This window comes from Croceitalea rosinachiae (genome assembly GCF_031846445.1).
Taxonomy (GTDB): Bacteria; Bacteroidota; Bacteroidia; order Flavobacteriales; family Flavobacteriaceae; genus Croceitalea; species Croceitalea rosinachiae.
The window spans coordinates 1,170,780-1,186,053 of the sequence record NZ_JAVRHR010000001.1; the positions used below are offsets into that span (position 1 = coordinate 1,170,780).

General features: G+C 34.8%; 11 protein-coding genes. 3 read left to right on the forward strand and 8 right to left on the reverse strand.

What is annotated here, in order from left to right; translation table 11 throughout:
- Positions 1–16 precede the first annotated feature (16 nt).
- The gene (locus RM706_RS05315; protein ID WP_311349988.1) at positions 17–727 is read left to right on the forward strand and encodes an SDR family oxidoreductase; all 711 of its coding nucleotides are present in this window, start codon (positions 17–19) and stop codon (positions 725–727) included.
- On the opposite strand, the gene RM706_RS05320 is transcribed toward RM706_RS05315, so the two are convergent.
- From RM706_RS05320 to RM706_RS05335, 4 genes are all read right to left on the reverse strand, one after another.
- Positions 728–3,472 (reverse strand): PD-(D/E)XK nuclease family protein, encoded by a 2,745-nt coding sequence (locus RM706_RS05320; RefSeq protein WP_311349989.1) that lies wholly within the window; start codon positions 3,470–3,472, stop codon positions 728–730. It abuts the gene before it with no gap.
- 63 nt (positions 3,473–3,535) lie between these two features.
- Positions 3,536–4,894 carry an OmpA family protein gene (locus RM706_RS05325; protein ID WP_311349990.1) on the reverse strand — a complete coding sequence of 453 codons (1,359 nt, stop codon included), beginning with the start codon at positions 4,892–4,894 and terminating at the stop codon, positions 3,536–3,538.
- A 113-nt stretch (positions 4,895–5,007) separates the two neighbouring features.
- Positions 5,008–6,201 carry a glycine C-acetyltransferase gene (gene kbl / locus RM706_RS05330; protein WP_311349991.1) on the reverse strand — a complete coding sequence of 398 codons (1,194 nt, stop codon included), beginning with the start codon at positions 6,199–6,201 and terminating at the stop codon, positions 5,008–5,010.
- Between the two features lie 2 nt (positions 6,202–6,203).
- A complete protein-coding gene (locus RM706_RS05335) occupies positions 6,204–9,323 on the reverse strand; it encodes a UvrD-helicase domain-containing protein (protein WP_311349992.1) in 3,120 nt (1,039 codons plus the stop codon).
- Positions 9,324–9,440: 117 nt separating this feature from the next.
- On the opposite strand from RM706_RS05335, the gene RM706_RS05340 reads away from it, so the two are divergent.
- A complete protein-coding gene (locus RM706_RS05340; RefSeq protein ID WP_311349993.1) occupies positions 9,441–10,049 on the forward strand; it encodes a superoxide dismutase in 609 nt (202 codons plus the stop codon).
- A 660-nt stretch (positions 10,050–10,709) separates the two neighbouring features.
- Here RM706_RS05340 and RM706_RS05345 read toward each other — a convergent pair.
- Genes RM706_RS05345 through purN form a run of 4 tightly spaced genes read right to left on the reverse strand, consistent with a single transcriptional unit; the run spans position 10,710 to position 14,818 of the window.
- Positions 10,710–12,608, reverse strand: coding sequence for an amidophosphoribosyltransferase (locus RM706_RS05345; RefSeq protein WP_311349994.1), 1,899 nt, complete (start codon positions 12,606–12,608; stop codon positions 10,710–10,712).
- A gap of 41 nt (positions 12,609–12,649) precedes the next feature.
- Positions 12,650–13,576, reverse strand: a complete 927-nt coding sequence (locus tag RM706_RS05350; RefSeq protein WP_311349995.1) for a PfkB family carbohydrate kinase — start codon at positions 13,574–13,576, stop codon at positions 12,650–12,652.
- A gap of 41 nt (positions 13,577–13,617) precedes the next feature.
- Positions 13,618–14,253 carry a ribonuclease H1 domain-containing protein gene (locus RM706_RS05355; protein ID WP_311349996.1) on the reverse strand — a complete coding sequence of 212 codons (636 nt, stop codon included), beginning with the start codon at positions 14,251–14,253 and terminating at the stop codon, positions 13,618–13,620.
- Entirely contained in the window at positions 14,246–14,818 is a 573-nt protein-coding gene (gene purN, locus RM706_RS05360) for a phosphoribosylglycinamide formyltransferase (RefSeq protein ID WP_311349997.1), read from the reverse strand. The genes RM706_RS05355 and purN overlap by 8 nt, the downstream gene beginning before the upstream one ends.
- A gap of 157 nt (positions 14,819–14,975) precedes the next feature.
- On the opposite strand from purN, the gene RM706_RS05365 reads away from it, so the two are divergent.
- Complete coding sequence (locus RM706_RS05365) at positions 14,976–15,209, forward strand: acyl carrier protein (protein ID WP_047247024.1); 234 nt, start codon at positions 14,976–14,978, stop codon at positions 15,207–15,209.
- Positions 15,210–15,274: the final 65 nt, after the last annotated feature.

The following is a 15,274-nucleotide window of genomic DNA, read 5'->3' on the forward strand; positions in this document are numbered from 1 at the left end:
TTGAATAGACGCTGACATGAATTTAGAAAACAAAGTCGCATATATAACAGGAGGAAGTAAGGGAATTGGATATGCCGTAGCCGAAGCATTATTAAAAAAAGGAATGAGAGTTGCTATTAGTGGTAGAAATCTAAATACAGTTCAGAAAGCTGCAGAAAGTTTGGGTCCAACAAATGTTGTTTTAGGACTACAATCAGACGTAACAAAATATGAAGACGAAGCGAAGACTGTTACAGATATTCTGAATAAATGGGGACAATTGGACGTTGTATTAGCAAATGCTGGAGTTGGGTATTTTGCGCCTATCGACAAAATGAATTTGGAGCAATGGGATCAAATGTTGAATACGAATTTAACAGGAGCTTTTTATACCTTAAAAGCAACTGTGGAAGCTTTAAAAAATGCAAAAGGCTATTATATGACTCTGGCCAGTTTGGCCGGTACAAACTTTTTTGCTTCAGGAGCCGGTTATAACGCGACAAAGTTTGGGGTGGTCGGGTTTACACAAGCCGCAATGTTAGATTTAAGAAAATATGACGTTAAAGTCAGTACGATTATGCCAGGCTCTGTAGCGACTTATTTTAATGGTAATGAGCCTTCTGAAAAAGATGCTTGGAAAATTCAACCTGAAGATATTGGTAAATTGGTCATTGATTTACTTCAGATGAATCCAAGAACGCTGCCTAGTAAGATAGAGGTTAGACCTACTAGACCCGATTTAAAATAATTAAACCAGAGTTTCCTTAAATGGAATATTGGGGTTTGTAATTTCTAAAATAAGGTGTTTTAGTTGAGATTGAAAATCTTGCAAGAGCTGCTCGGTAATTGAATTGTTTTTACTGATTGGTTTAGCGGTAGATTTTTTGGCGAAATATAAAATCCCTTTATTTAGATTTTTGATGGGAAGAATACCTGCATTCACAAACTGTATACTGTTTTTATTGCAATAGAGTAATGCGTAGCAAAGTAATTGAAAAGCCTTGGTTTTTTTATCATCAAGAGTAAGCTCCTCAAAGGTTGAAATTTCTAACTCACTTGAAGTAACTTGCCCAGTTTTATAATCTATAATTCGCAATTGACCATCGACCTCATCGATACGATCTAACTTTCCTTTTAGAAAAACAGGAAAATCTAAATCAGGAATATCAAGTTCTATTTTTAGTTCTTGCTCTAATGCCAAAACTTTGATTTGCTTTTTTTCTACCTCTTGTATTTCAAAATCAAGAGCCGATTGAATGTACTTATTAATGACCTTTAGCACAATAAGATTTTGACCCTTCTCTATATTTTTATCCGAATAGCTTTTGGAGAAATTATGGCGCACAATAACTTCTACTCTCTTTTTAAGAGACGTAATTAAAGTTTTATTTAGTGTTTTTCCGATATAAGGGGTATACAAATCTTCTAAAGTATCATGTATAATGGTACCGAAAGTATTGTGGGCGATGGTTTCTTCAACCTGTTGTAAATCTTTAATTTTTAAGATATGTTGTTTATAAAAACCATAAGGATTTTTAATATAATTCGTCAAAGATGTAGGCGAGAACCCCGATGAACAGATCTGCTTAATTTGTTTAAGCAGCATAGGGGTTTTATCTATTTGTTTTTCAGAGTATAGATTAGATGGGGTATCCTGCACAGCAATTTGATGAATAACAGATCCCGTCAAATTAGAATCGGTCATCAATTGTGTTATAAACCTGCTTTTTTCACCACCTTCAAGAACATCATGTTCTGTATTATAGGTTAGATAAATATTTTTGGCTCTTTGTAACAACCTATAAAAGTGATATGTATAAACAGCATCTTTATCTTTAAAAGTAGGCATATGATACTCCTTTTTTACATCATAGGGTATAAAGGAGTTATTACTTTTTCCAGCGGGTAAAATACCTTCATTGATAGAGCTTATAATAACAGTCTCAAAACCTAGAGTTCTGCTCTCTAACATTCCCATAATTTGTAACCCATCGGTCGCGCTACCTTGAAAATTCAGTTTTTCTAGTGAGATGAGTTCCACCAATACTGCTTTTAGAGGTTTTAAATCTTTAAGATAGTCTAGCTTGGTCGTGTATTGCGAGAGTTGATTAAATAATTTATGAAAGAGTTGTAAGCTTTCTGATTCAATAAGTTGATTTGCCTGGGTATAGTAAGATTTTAAATAAGAAACAATGGCCACAGAAAGGTTTATAAATTCTTTGGAATTCAACTTTTTTAGTGGAAATAAGCCATTAAAGAAAGAACTATCATGTTTTATTAGCCCATGAAGTTCTTCAGCACTTAAATAAGAATAATTATTTTTCAGAATTTTTTCAATAAGCATGCTGGTAAGTGCTTCATTGCTATCTAATAGTGTTATTGAGATTGGGTTTGAAAGTAGGCGCAGAATATCTTTAAAGTACCAAGAATCATTTGAGGCACTTATATGAAAATCGATAAGAATTGAAAAGAAATTTGAAACCGTTGTATCACTTAAAGGATACCCCATGGTGATATTGATTTCAGTAACTTCTAAAGGAATTGAATTTAATACAGCGGGCAATAATGTTTCATCGGCAAGAACAAGAGCTATGGGCTGATTGGAATCTTTCTTTAAATGGATTTTTGACAATAATGAGCCAATAAATTTGGCTTGAGAAATGTTTTTAGGAATACCCGTAATTTCAAATCTCTTTTTAGAAAGGTAATGGTTGCTTATTCCATTTAAGGGTTTATCGGTAAGATAAGACCAGTTTTTTTTATGCTTATGGATGAAATACCTGGCATCATGTAACGAATCTTTTAAAAAGTATTCGTCAATATCCCAATATATCTCAGAATTGGATTCTTTTAGAATTTTTTGGATGACAAATTCTTCCGCACTATTTAGCGCATTAAAACCAACGAAAATATGTGATTTGGTTTCTGTTTGGTTAATATATAATTTAATGTTTTTAACAGCTTCTTTGTATCGAAGCCCCTGATAAGAATCTTTAGTTTTCAGCAAATCATCGGTCAAAGTATCGTAGAGGTACTTGAATGATTTAGTAAATTTCACATAATCGGTAATCAAAGTAGTAAGATTGTTGGTCTTACCCCATTCTTTAATTTTAGTAAGGGCAGTCAAGTAATCGAATAGACTGTGGGTATCTATTAGATACCTATCGAGCTCATCGAAATCAGCCAATAAGGTTTGACACCATCGGTTAAAGGAGAAAAAATCATCCTTTTCTTTTATATCTGATTTCAAGTAAATGTTGTATAGCCTGAATACTAATTCTGTATTTGGTGTTTTTCGTAGTTGAGAAACTTCTTGGATAAAGTTTTCAATGCTTATAATAGTGGGACTAAAAATGGGTGTGTTAATTAATTGGGCAATATATTTTTTTAAATAGGTGCCAGAACGAACACTTGGTACAACAAAAATTAAGTTCTCAAAAGAACCGTATTTATTGTAGGTGTTTTTGGTTACATATTGTAAAAAAGAATCCATTAATTATAAAAAGAAAAGCCTCGACATATTTGTCGAGGCTTTTTTAAAAGTCTATACTTAAACTTATTTTATCAAGTTGATTTCAACTCTTCTGTTTTGAGCTCTACCAGCTCTAGTGTTATTTGTAGCGATTGGCTTGTCTTCTCCATAACCAATAGCAGTTAATCTATCAGAACCAATTCCTTTGTCAATTAAGAAATCTCTAACAGAGTTAGCACGCTTCTCAGAAAGACTTTGGTTTAGTTTAGCACTACCTACGCTATCAGTGTGACCTTCAACCGTAAACTTAGCAGTTGGGTATTCGCTCAAGATTTGAATGATATCAACCATCACAGAAGTTGATTCAGCTTTAATAGAAGCCTTGCCAGTATCAAACAATATAGTTCTAGCATAATCATTTAATTGCTTTTGAACTTCTTCAGTTACTTCAGGGCAACCGTTGTTAGCAACAGTACCAGCAACTTGAGGACATTGGTCATCTTTGTCTAATACACCATCGCCATCAGCATCAGGCCAAGGGCATCCTTTGTTTTCAGCAGGACCTGCTTCACTAGGACATTCGTCATCTTTATCAGCTACACCATCACCATCAGCATCAGGACAACCTGCAAGGGCAGCAATACCTGCTTCATTAGGACAAGCATCATCTTTATCAGCAATACCATCTCCATCAGCATCAGGACAACCGTTCATTTCTTTAGAACCAGCTTGATCAGGACAGCTATCTTTACCATCTTCGATGCCATCGCCATCAGAATCAGGACAACCATTGAAAGCTTCAAGACCAGCAACTTCTGGACAAGCATCGTCTTTGTCATAAATACCGTCACCATCAGTGTCAGTACCACCAAATTTGATTGCTATACCTGCTAAGTGTTGGAAGTGTTTTACACCGTAATCTTCAAAAGCATGCTTGTATTGAGATTGAACGGTAACACCTACGTTGTCACTGAACCAATAGTTCAAGCCTAAACCACCATTAAAAGTACCAGCACCTATTTCATCAACCCATGTGTAACCACCACCGATTTCAACAAATGGATCAAGTTTTTTATTTTTTAAAATGTTGTACTTAATTGTACCATCAATTGCATAGTGCGAAAGATCGTCAACAGCTACATCACCAAGGTTTTCAATTTTGTTCAAAGAACCTCTAGCCCCAACTGAGAAGCCATCACCAATATACTTAGACACTCCGACATAAGATAAAGAGGGAATAATATTCCAGTGGTCATTGACATTAAAGTACTCAGAAAATAAAGTTCCTGTAGGGTAAGAAGCAGAAGCGTCATTAGTTGGATAAACGTCAATAGCGTTTACACCAAAGCTAATCTGCCAAGGATTATTTTCGTCTTGCGCTTGTATGTTGTTTACGCCTAAAACCAATAAGGCAACAACTAATAATTTGCTAAGATGTTTCATGTTCAAAATTTTACGTTTAAGTGTTTATCAGCTGCAAATGTAAGTTGTTAAGAACTATTAACAAAATCAATTTTCTTTTTTTTTTAACGTATTATATAGATTTTTTTAAGCATTTAAACGATTTTTAATGCTTTTCCAACTTCAATAAATGCATTAATTGCTTTATCTAAATGTTCTTTTTCATGAGCTGCAGACAGTTGTACTCGAATTCTAGCTTTCTCTTTAGGAACTACTGGATAAAAGAAACCAATAACGTATATACCTTTTTCTAGTAACATATCGGCCATTTGCTGGGATAGCTTGGCATTATAAAGCATGACAGGAACTATAGCGGAATCACCTTCAACAATGTCAAAACCAGCTTCCTTCATTCCTTTTTTGAAATAGAGGGTGTTTTCATAAAGTTTGTCACGCAATGTAGTGTCGTTTTGCAGCATTTCAAAAACCTTTATGGATGCACCTACTATTGCCGGTGCTAGAGAATTTGAAAATAGGTAAGGTCTTGATCTTTGTCGCAATAACTCAATAATCTCCTTTTTTCCAGTAGTATAACCGCCCATGGCACCGCCCAATGCTTTACCCAAAGTTCCAGTTATAATATCGATGCGGCCCATAACCCCTTTTTCTTCAAGAGTTCCTCGGCCAGTTTCTCCAATAAAACCAGCTGAGTGACATTCATCAATCATTACTAATGCATCATATTTATCTGCTAAATCACATATGTCATCTAACGGGGCCAAAAGTCCATCCATTGAAAAAACACCATCAGTTACAATAATCTTAAACCGCGAACCATCTGAGTTAGCCTGTTTTAGTTGCTCTTCCAAATCATTCATATCACTATTGGCATACCTATACCTTTTAGCTTTGCATAGGCGAACACCATCAATGATAGAGGCGTGGTTTAAAGAATCTGAAATAATAGCATCTTCAGCAGTAAATAGGGGTTCAAAGACCCCACCGTTGGCGTCAAATGCTGCAGCATATAATATAGTATCTTCTGTTTTATAGAATTCAGCGATATTTGACTCTAAATCCTTGTGTATATCTTGAGTCCCACATATGAATCTAACCGATGACATTCCAAAACCATGCGTATCAAGAGCGTCTTTTGCAGCTTTGATGACTTCAGGATGTGACGATAGCCCTAAATAGTTATTTGCACAAAAATTGACAACCTCTTCTCCACTGCTAATTTTGATGACAGCATCTTGCGGGGAAGTAATGATTCGCTCTTTTTTATAGAGGCCAGCTTCTTCAATAGATTTCAACTCTTTTTGTAAATGCTTTTTAATTTTACCGTACATAATTAAACGAATATGGGTTTGACAGTTTTGTTTATATAAACAAGTATTTTATCAGATACAAAGTACCCCATTTTTGTAAAGACCGCCGCATAATCTTCCAACTGATTTTTATGAGATTCATAGGGTTGCCCAGTTTTATAGTCAATAATGGTAACCTCTTTATCTTTTATAATTACACGGTCGGGCCGAACCAACGAACCACTCGGGTTTAGTATTTCAATCTCATTTTGAACAATAAGGTTATTGGCATAGTACTCTTTAAGTTGATTGTGCATTACAATTTCATGTGCTATTTTCTCAAGGTAGCTATACTCAAGTTGGTTTACCTCACCACTTTCTAGGAGTTCATTGATAGAAGGAACAATATCAGCTTTTGTATAAATTAAACTCAATGCTTTATGTAAAAGGTTGCCCGTATTTATGGCTTCTTGTTGGTCAGGATTGATAAATACAAATTCTGATTTCACCATGTTAAATCGGGCAGTACTTTTGGTTGTATATATATATGGTATGCTAAATTGTAGATTCTTGTCTTTTTGAACAGCTTTGTTCTGTTCAAGTAAACCAAATGAATAATGAGGTTTTGAATCTTCCCATTGACCTAAGTACTTAAGATAATTTGTCAATAGAGATACATAAGACATATTTTTTGAGTCTGTACTACTTTTTCTTGGAGGACTTGAAATTATGAATAGACCAGTAATAGCCCTTGTGAGGGCAACATAAAGTACATTAAAATCATCTAATACCGAATTATTAGACTCTATAATGTAAGCCATTTTGGCTTCTTCAGAGAAATCTTCAAGTTCAGAAGAATTTTTTAGCAATAATTCATCAAATCCATTAAAATCTTCTTCGGGTACAGGCACCCATAGATCATTGCTTTTTAATTTGTCATCAATTTTATTGTGAGCAAATGGAAAGATAACGAACGGAAATTCCAGTCCCTTGGATTTATGGATGGTCATAATACAGACCGCATTTAAATTCTGAGGAGCCACAATAGAAAGTTTATCTTTTTTGCGCTCCCAGTATTGTAAAAAATCAAAAATAGAATTACTTTCTTTTTTTCCAAAAACAAAGACTTCGTCTAGTAAATAAGCTACATAAGCATTTGATTTTGGGACTAAGTTGAATTTTTGAATAGCTAATTCCAGCAAATCCAATAATGGTAAATGTTTTGAAACCCCTACTTTAAAGCTATAAACGTTGCTTAAAAATTTTTCTAATTCTTGAATATTGCCGGCAATAAAATCATGTTTAAGGGAAGTATTGTCAGCTAGATATTCTAAAATCAAAAATCGATACTCTTTATGTTGTGGCTGCTCAATGAAGTATAATAGTGCTATCAGAAAATTGACTTCAGGAGAGTTTTTGAGCAAAAGCGCTTCAGCAGAGACTAAAGGCACTTCGTTTTGGGAAAGAAAGTCGGCAATCAACACCCCTTGATTGTTGTTGCGAACGAGAATACAAATGTCTTTGTAGTCAAACCCTTTAGACAAAACGCTTTGAATGTTTTCTAGAGTTTGCATACAATGCGTATGTGTTTCTTGCTGTCTATCAGCATCTAAAAAAGAAATGGAAACATAACCACCCGATTTAGCGTTTTTTAATTGTTGGTTTCCTTCTTGATAAAGCTTTTGATACAGATTATTCTCAAGTTTTTTGGCTATAAATGTGAAAAAGTGATTGTTAAAGTTTATTACCTCATCATGACTTCGCCAATTTTTATCTAGGTTTTCTATGGAGGGGTGGACAACAAACGGGTTTTCATTTTCCAATGAAAGATTTAAAAATTGGGTGGCTTCACCGCCACGCCAACGATATATAGCCTGTTTTACATCACCTACTAATAACAAAGATCCTCTTTGACCTAGTTCATCTTCACTTTCTAGAGCATTGCCGATTAAAGGAATAAGGTTTTTCCATTGCATTTGTGAAGTATCTTGAAACTCATCAATGAAATAGTGCCTGTATTTTTCGCCTAGCCGTTCATAGATAAAAGGGACGGGTTGGTTTTTTATTTCATTAGAAATGATGGAGTTAAACTCGCTAATATTCAGAAGATTTTGTTCTTCTTGTATACTTTTTAATTCTTTTGAAATCTCATTTATGAGGGTTAATGGTACTATCTTTTTGTAGGCTTTTGATAAGAACGACAGATATTGAAACCCTTCTTTAATAGTATTGAAATTAGTCGTGAATTCTGGTTGAAGTTCGTCAATGATGGCTTTTATATTTTCAGGGCAAGACTTATTGTATAATGGATTAGTCTCAAAATTTTGTTTCCATCCCGCATTGAAATTGACAGTAAAATTGGCACGGCTTATGGTTTCCATGAATTTTGGAAAATATTTTCCAGAAAAATCCTGAAATTCCAGATCAGCTTCAGAAATAAGCTCTAAATTTTTTTGCGCCTTTTTTACAATACCGTTTTGTTTCTTTTTGATACGAAGTTTCAGCAGATTTTTAAGAGCAATAAAATCATCAATATTTTTATTCTCAAGTTTTTTTAGATGAGAAACATGATTTTCGCGAAACAAAATTTTCCCAATTATGTTTAGATCATAGGCTATATTCCAGCTTCGGTTATCATCAATTTTTTCTAAAGCGAAATCAATTAGAAAGTCAGTAAGCTTTTTGTTTGTGCCAGCTTTGTTCAATACCCTGGCAACTGCTTGATTTAAAAGTAAATCGATATCAAGTTCAACTTCAAAATTCTGTGCGATTTTTAAATCACGTGCAAAAGTTCGAATGATTTTGTGATTAAATTTATCTATTGTCGAAATTTCGAAATAAGCATAATTATGCAATAACTCTTTTAAGGTTACTTTTGCTTTTTTTCTAAGTTCTTCTGAAGTTAAATTGAAATAAGCTTTTATTTCTTCAAATAAATCGGCACTATTTGATGGTGCTTCTACAAGTCCAAAATCATAAAGATTTTGTAGAATACGTTGCTTCATTTCACCAACGGCTTTATTGGTAAATGTAATGGCTAAAAGTTGTGCGTACTTTTGTGTTGATTTTGGTGTAAGTACTAGTATAAGATATCTTCTGGTGAGTTGGTATGTTTTTCCAGAACCAGCTGAAGCATTATATATTTTAAAGCCTGTAGTATTCAAATAGTTTTATTGCAAAGTACGGATTCTTACCATCTTGTTAACATTTATTATACTGATTTTGTTTGTTAAAATTGTATTTTTGATAGACAGAATTAATAACTTAAAAACACACATATTATGGCTTTTGAATTGCCCAAGTTACCATACGCGTACGATGCATTGGAACCACATATTGATGCACGTACCATGGAAATACACCATACCAAGCATCATAATGGTTATACCACCAAGTTGAATGGTGCCGTTGCAGGTACGGACTTAGATGGAAAAAGTATTATGGACATACTTTCTGATATGGACATGAATAATGCAGCTGTTAGAAATAATGGAGGGGGCTTTTATAATCACTCACTTTTTTGGGAAGTAATGTCACCTGATGGAGGGAGAAATCCTGAAGGGGAGCTTGCAGATGCAATAAATGATGCGTTTGGTTCTCTTGATGGATTTAAAGAAAAATTTAGCGCAGCAGCAGGGACAAGATTTGGTTCTGGTTGGGCCTGGTTATGTGTTCACAAAGGAGGTAAACTTGAAATTTGTTCTACTGCCAATCAAGACAATCCAATCATGCCCGGTATTGCCTGTGAAGGTCATCCAATTTTGGGGTTGGATGTTTGGGAGCATGCTTATTACTTAAATTATCAGAACAGAAGACCTGATTATATTTCTGCTTTTTTCAATGTGATCAATTGGGACAAGGTTTCAGAGAATTATGCAGCGAGTAAATAGACGCAAGTTTTGTTTGTAGGAATAATAGCGCAGTTTCATAACTGCGCTTTTTTTGTCTTACAACGAAATAAGTACAATAGAAAAGGGTGGAGAAGCCTCCACCCTTTTCGTCCCAAATCTTACCATAAACTTAACCTACTTATGCTATGGCATGACTAAATTACTGGTATTGTGAGAAATAACAAAGAAATTTTAAGAATTTTTTGATACCGAAAAATGAACGGAAATTTTGAATTTAACATTTTTTGGAGATAATACATTGGTATTCAAACATAAAGAAGGCGGAACAATGTCCGCCTTCTTTCCCCAAATCTTACCATGAACTTAACCTACTTATGCTATGGTTCTACAAATGTATCTTAACAGTTCTCTACTATAAAAGCTTTTAGACAAACGCCCTTTAATTAGGTTGAACTGCCACAAGTCAAAAAATGGATTATAAAAGCTAAAGAAAAGGAGTACAAGTGCTGAAGAAAGTCGATTAAAATAAAAAAGGTGGAGAAGTCTCCACCTTTTTTGCCCCAAATCTTACCATGAACTTAACCTACTTATGCTATGGTAGCTACTAATATAAACTGCTGTAAAGTCGAAAAATCAAAAAGACGGCAAAAGGCCATTTTCATCGATGAAATGCACTCTTCTGATTATTGGAATGCAGAATTAGTAAGCACGTTCGTTTTTACCTTCAAAAAAGTTGATGAAAGCTCTATTAACTACTCTATTTCCACCAGGTGTTGGGTAGTTTCCTGTAAAATACCAATCACCGAGATTTTTAGGACAGGCAATATGTAGGTTATCGATGGTTTGGTAGATGATGTCTACATCAGCGCCAATACCATCAGGGCTTAAAATTTCACCGATTTTTTTAGAAATCTGCTCTGAAGAAAAGGGTTGATAAAACTCCTTTACATAATTGACAACGTCTTTGTCTTTTGAATTCACCTGTTCTATGCATTTATGATAGATTTCTTCAATTTTGGCAGTAGTGCCATAATCTTTATGCAGTGCCAAGGCAGCTTTAAATGCAACAAAATCTTCCAACTTAGCCATATCAATACCGTAACAATCAGGATAACGAATTTGAGGAGCTGAAGAGACTACAACAATCTTCTTAGGGTTTAAGCGATCAAGCATACGAAGTATACTTTTTTTAAGCGTCGTACCACGAACAATACTATCATCAATAATGACCAAATTATCATCGGGTTTTACAGAACCATAAGAGATATCATAAACATGGGCGACTAAATCATCACGACTGCTATCTTGGGTTATAAAGGTCCTTAGCTTCGCGTCTTTAATAGCTACTTTCTCAATTCTGGGTCTGACGTCTAATATTTTGTGCAATTGTTCTTTGGTGATATCAGAACCTAGAGCTAAAATTTGTTCTTCTTTCTTATTGTTAAGATAGTTCTGTGCTTCTTTTACCATTCCTAAAAAAGAGGTTTCGGCAGTATTAGGGATGTATGAAAAAACTGAATTATTGATGTCTCCATCAATTGCCTTTAAGATTTCTGGAAACACCAATTTTCCAAGCATTTTTCGTTCTTGGTAAATTTCTTTGTCACTGCCCCTAGAAAAATAAATACGCTCAAAAGAACATGCTTTTCTTTCTGTTGGTTCTAATATTTGGTCAAAGGTAACCGCTCCGTTTTTTTTGATAACGATGGCATGACCTGGGTCTAATTCTTTAACTTCTTCATATTTTACATTGAAAACAGTTTGTATAACCGGCCTTTCAGAAGCAACAACAACTATCTCATCGTCTTTATAATAGTAGCTAGGTCTAATGCCTGCGGGGTCACGCAATAAAAAAGCATCACCATGACCTAGTAAACCACCCATGGCATAGCCACCGTCCCAATTTTTTGCGGCTTTTCTTAACACTTTGGCCACGTTTAACCGTTCTGCGATTATTGGAGAAGCTTCACGTTTGTTAAAACCTTCTTTTTTAATTTGCTTATAGAGCTTAGCTACAGCGTCATCTAAAAAGTGACCGATTTTTTCCATTACAGTAATGGTATCTGCCATTTCTTTTGGATGCTGCCCTAACTGAATTAAGCTTCCAAACAAATCATCAACATTGGTCATATTGAAATTACCAGCGACAATGAGATTTCGATGCATCCAATTGTTCTGTCTTAAAAATGGATGAACACTCTCAATACTATTTTTACCAAAAGTTCCGTAGCGCACATGACCCAACAACAATTCCCCTATATAGGGAATCTCTTTTTTCTGACGTGCAACATCATTCCATAACTGAGGGCTTTCTGCTATAGCCGAGTTGATACGATCATTTATTTGTTTGAAAATATCTTGAATTGGCTGTTGTTGCGAAGAACGAACTCTGCTCATATAGCGTTCGCCTGGTTCCATGTCTAACTTGATACTTGCAAAACCTGCACCATCTTGGCCACGATTGTGCTGTTTTTCCATCATTAGGTACATTTTATTTACGCCGTAGAAGGCTGTACCATATTTTTCTTTATAATATTCAAGAGGTTTTAACAATCGAATCAATGAAATTCCACATTCGTGCTTAATAGCATCACTCATGTTTTGTCAAATAAAAATGCCCCGAATCTTCAGGGCATGGGTTATTGTAATTCAATATTAAACTGTGTCAAGGCTTTAAATTGATGGAGCCTTTTATCAATTTCTTCTTTTTGCAATGTTTGCATTCGTTCCGTTCCAAATTTCTCGACACAAAACGATGCTAAATTAGAGCCATGTATAATGGCATTTTTCATGTTCTCAAACGAAATATTCCTTGTGCTTGCCAAATATCCTGCAAAACCACCTGCAAAAGTATCTCCTGCACCTGTAGGGTCAAAAACTTCTTCTAGCGGAAGCGCCGGAGCAAAAAAGATGTTTTTTTCATGAAAGAGAAGCGCACCATGTTCACCCTTTTTAATAACTACATACTCGGGTCCCATTTCACTTATTTTTTCAGCTGCTTTAACTAAAGAGTATTCACCTGATAACTGTCTCGCTTCTTCGTCATTAATGGTGATGACATCTATATGTCTTATTACAGCTAACAATTCTGGTAAGGTATTGTCCATCCAAAAATTCATGGTATCTAAAATGATGAGCTTTGGTCGTTCTTTCATTTGATTGATTACGCTCAGCTGGGTTGATGGGTGTAAATTGCCCAGCATTACCACATCGGCATCCTTATAATTTTGAGGAACAATGGGATTAAAATCACCTAGGGTATTCAATTCAGTAACTAGAGTGTCACGAGAATTCATGTCGTTATGGTATTTTCCGCTCCAGAAAAAAGTCTTTCCATCTTTTACAATTTCAACGCCTGAAATATCAATGTTTCTGCCCGTCAATACATCAAAGTATTCCTGGGGAAAATCATTACCTACTACAGAAACTATGGCAGCGTCAACATGAAATTTTGATGCGGCCAGACCTATAAAAGTTCCTGCACCTCCCAATATTTTATCGGTTTTGCCAAAAGGTGATTCAATAGCATCAAATGCAAGGGAGCCAACAATCAAAAGTTTACCCATTAAATTGGAATTTTGCTGCAAATATACCTTTATTTATAAAACTATTTTCTTCCAAAATCCGCTGGAATTTCACCCCAAGCCTTGGTCTCCCATTTTACAATTGGAGTACTATAACTGTTGTTTTTCAGCCAAGCTTCTGCACGGGTAATCAATTCAAAAACTTCTTTGTTCTTAAGATTAGGCTTTAGTTTGGTTTTACAAGTTTTTTTGCGAACCCATCCAATAGCTATTCTAGAATCTGAGTATATGACTCGGTCACTTTTTTGTAGTTTTAAAAAAGCTAAACCATGCACCAAGGCTAAAAACTCCCCGATATTATTAGTGCCTTCTTTGAAGGGGCCTTGTTTGAATAGCTTTTTTTTGGTTTTGGTATCAACCCCTTGGTATTCCATTACCCCGGGATTGCCACTTGATGCTGCATCTACAGAAATGGAATGCATATTGGGCTCTCCAATCTTAAGAAGTTCTTCAGGTGTTAGTTCAGACTTGCCTTTTGTCTTTCCTTTATATTCAAGGTAATTGCTGTTAAATGCTTTTTTGGCTTCAACAAAAGTTTGAAAAGATTTGTATTGGGCTCCTTTCACCCCTTCAATTTGAGCTTTGCAATCATCCCAAGAATCAAAAATACCCGGATGCTTTCCTTTCCATACCACATAAAACTTTTTCTTTTTAGCCATTATTGTTCAATAATTTTTCAATGACCTTTGGAAAATGTTCATATTCCAAAGCATGCACCTTAGTTGCGATATCTTCGGCGGTATCTGATTGTGAAACCTTTGTTGAGGCTTGATGTATAACGGCACCCTCATCATAATTTTCATTGACAAAATGTATGGTTATACCTGTCTCCGTTTCTTTATTGGCTTTTACTGTCTCATGTACATGGTTTCCGTACATACCTTTTCCTCCATATTTAGGAAGTAATGCAGGGTGAATGTTTACAATTTTATTAGGGAAAGCAACAATTAAATTTTTAGGAATCTTCCATAAAAAACCAGCAAGAACAATAAGGCTTGGGTTTTGAGACTTCAAAAATGAAAGAACCATATCTGAATTCAAAAAAGCAGTTTTATTAAAATAAAATGCTGGCACTTTTAGACGGTTACACCGGTCAATCACCGCAGCTAATCTTTTATTGGTCAAAACACAAACCACTTTTATCTGAGGGCTTTTTTTGAAGTAATTAATTATATTTTCTGCATTTGACCCCGACCCTGAGGCAAGTATAACTATTCTATTCATTTCTAGTTTTCAAGGCACATATATGCTTTAAATTAGCCGCTAAATTAAGTCTAAGTAGGTTAAAACAGTAATTTACAGCACATTTTATCGACAAATGGTGGATTTAATCCAAAGTTTTATATTTTTGCCGAGATTAAATTTTAAAACCGATATTATTATGTCAGACATTGCATCAAGAGTTAAAGCTATCATCGTTGATAAATTAGGAGTTGATGAAAATGAAGTTGTATCTGAAGCAAGTTTTACCAACGATTTAGGTGCTGATTCATTGGACACTGTTGAACTTATCATGGAGTTCGAAAAAGAATTCGATATTCAAATTCCAGACGATCAAGCTGAAAACATTGCTACTGTAGGTCAAGCAATCAGTTATATAGAAGAAGCTAAGTAATTTCATGTTATCTTACTAAAGAGTAACAATTATCCATGTGGTAATCTTCCACATGGATAATTTTT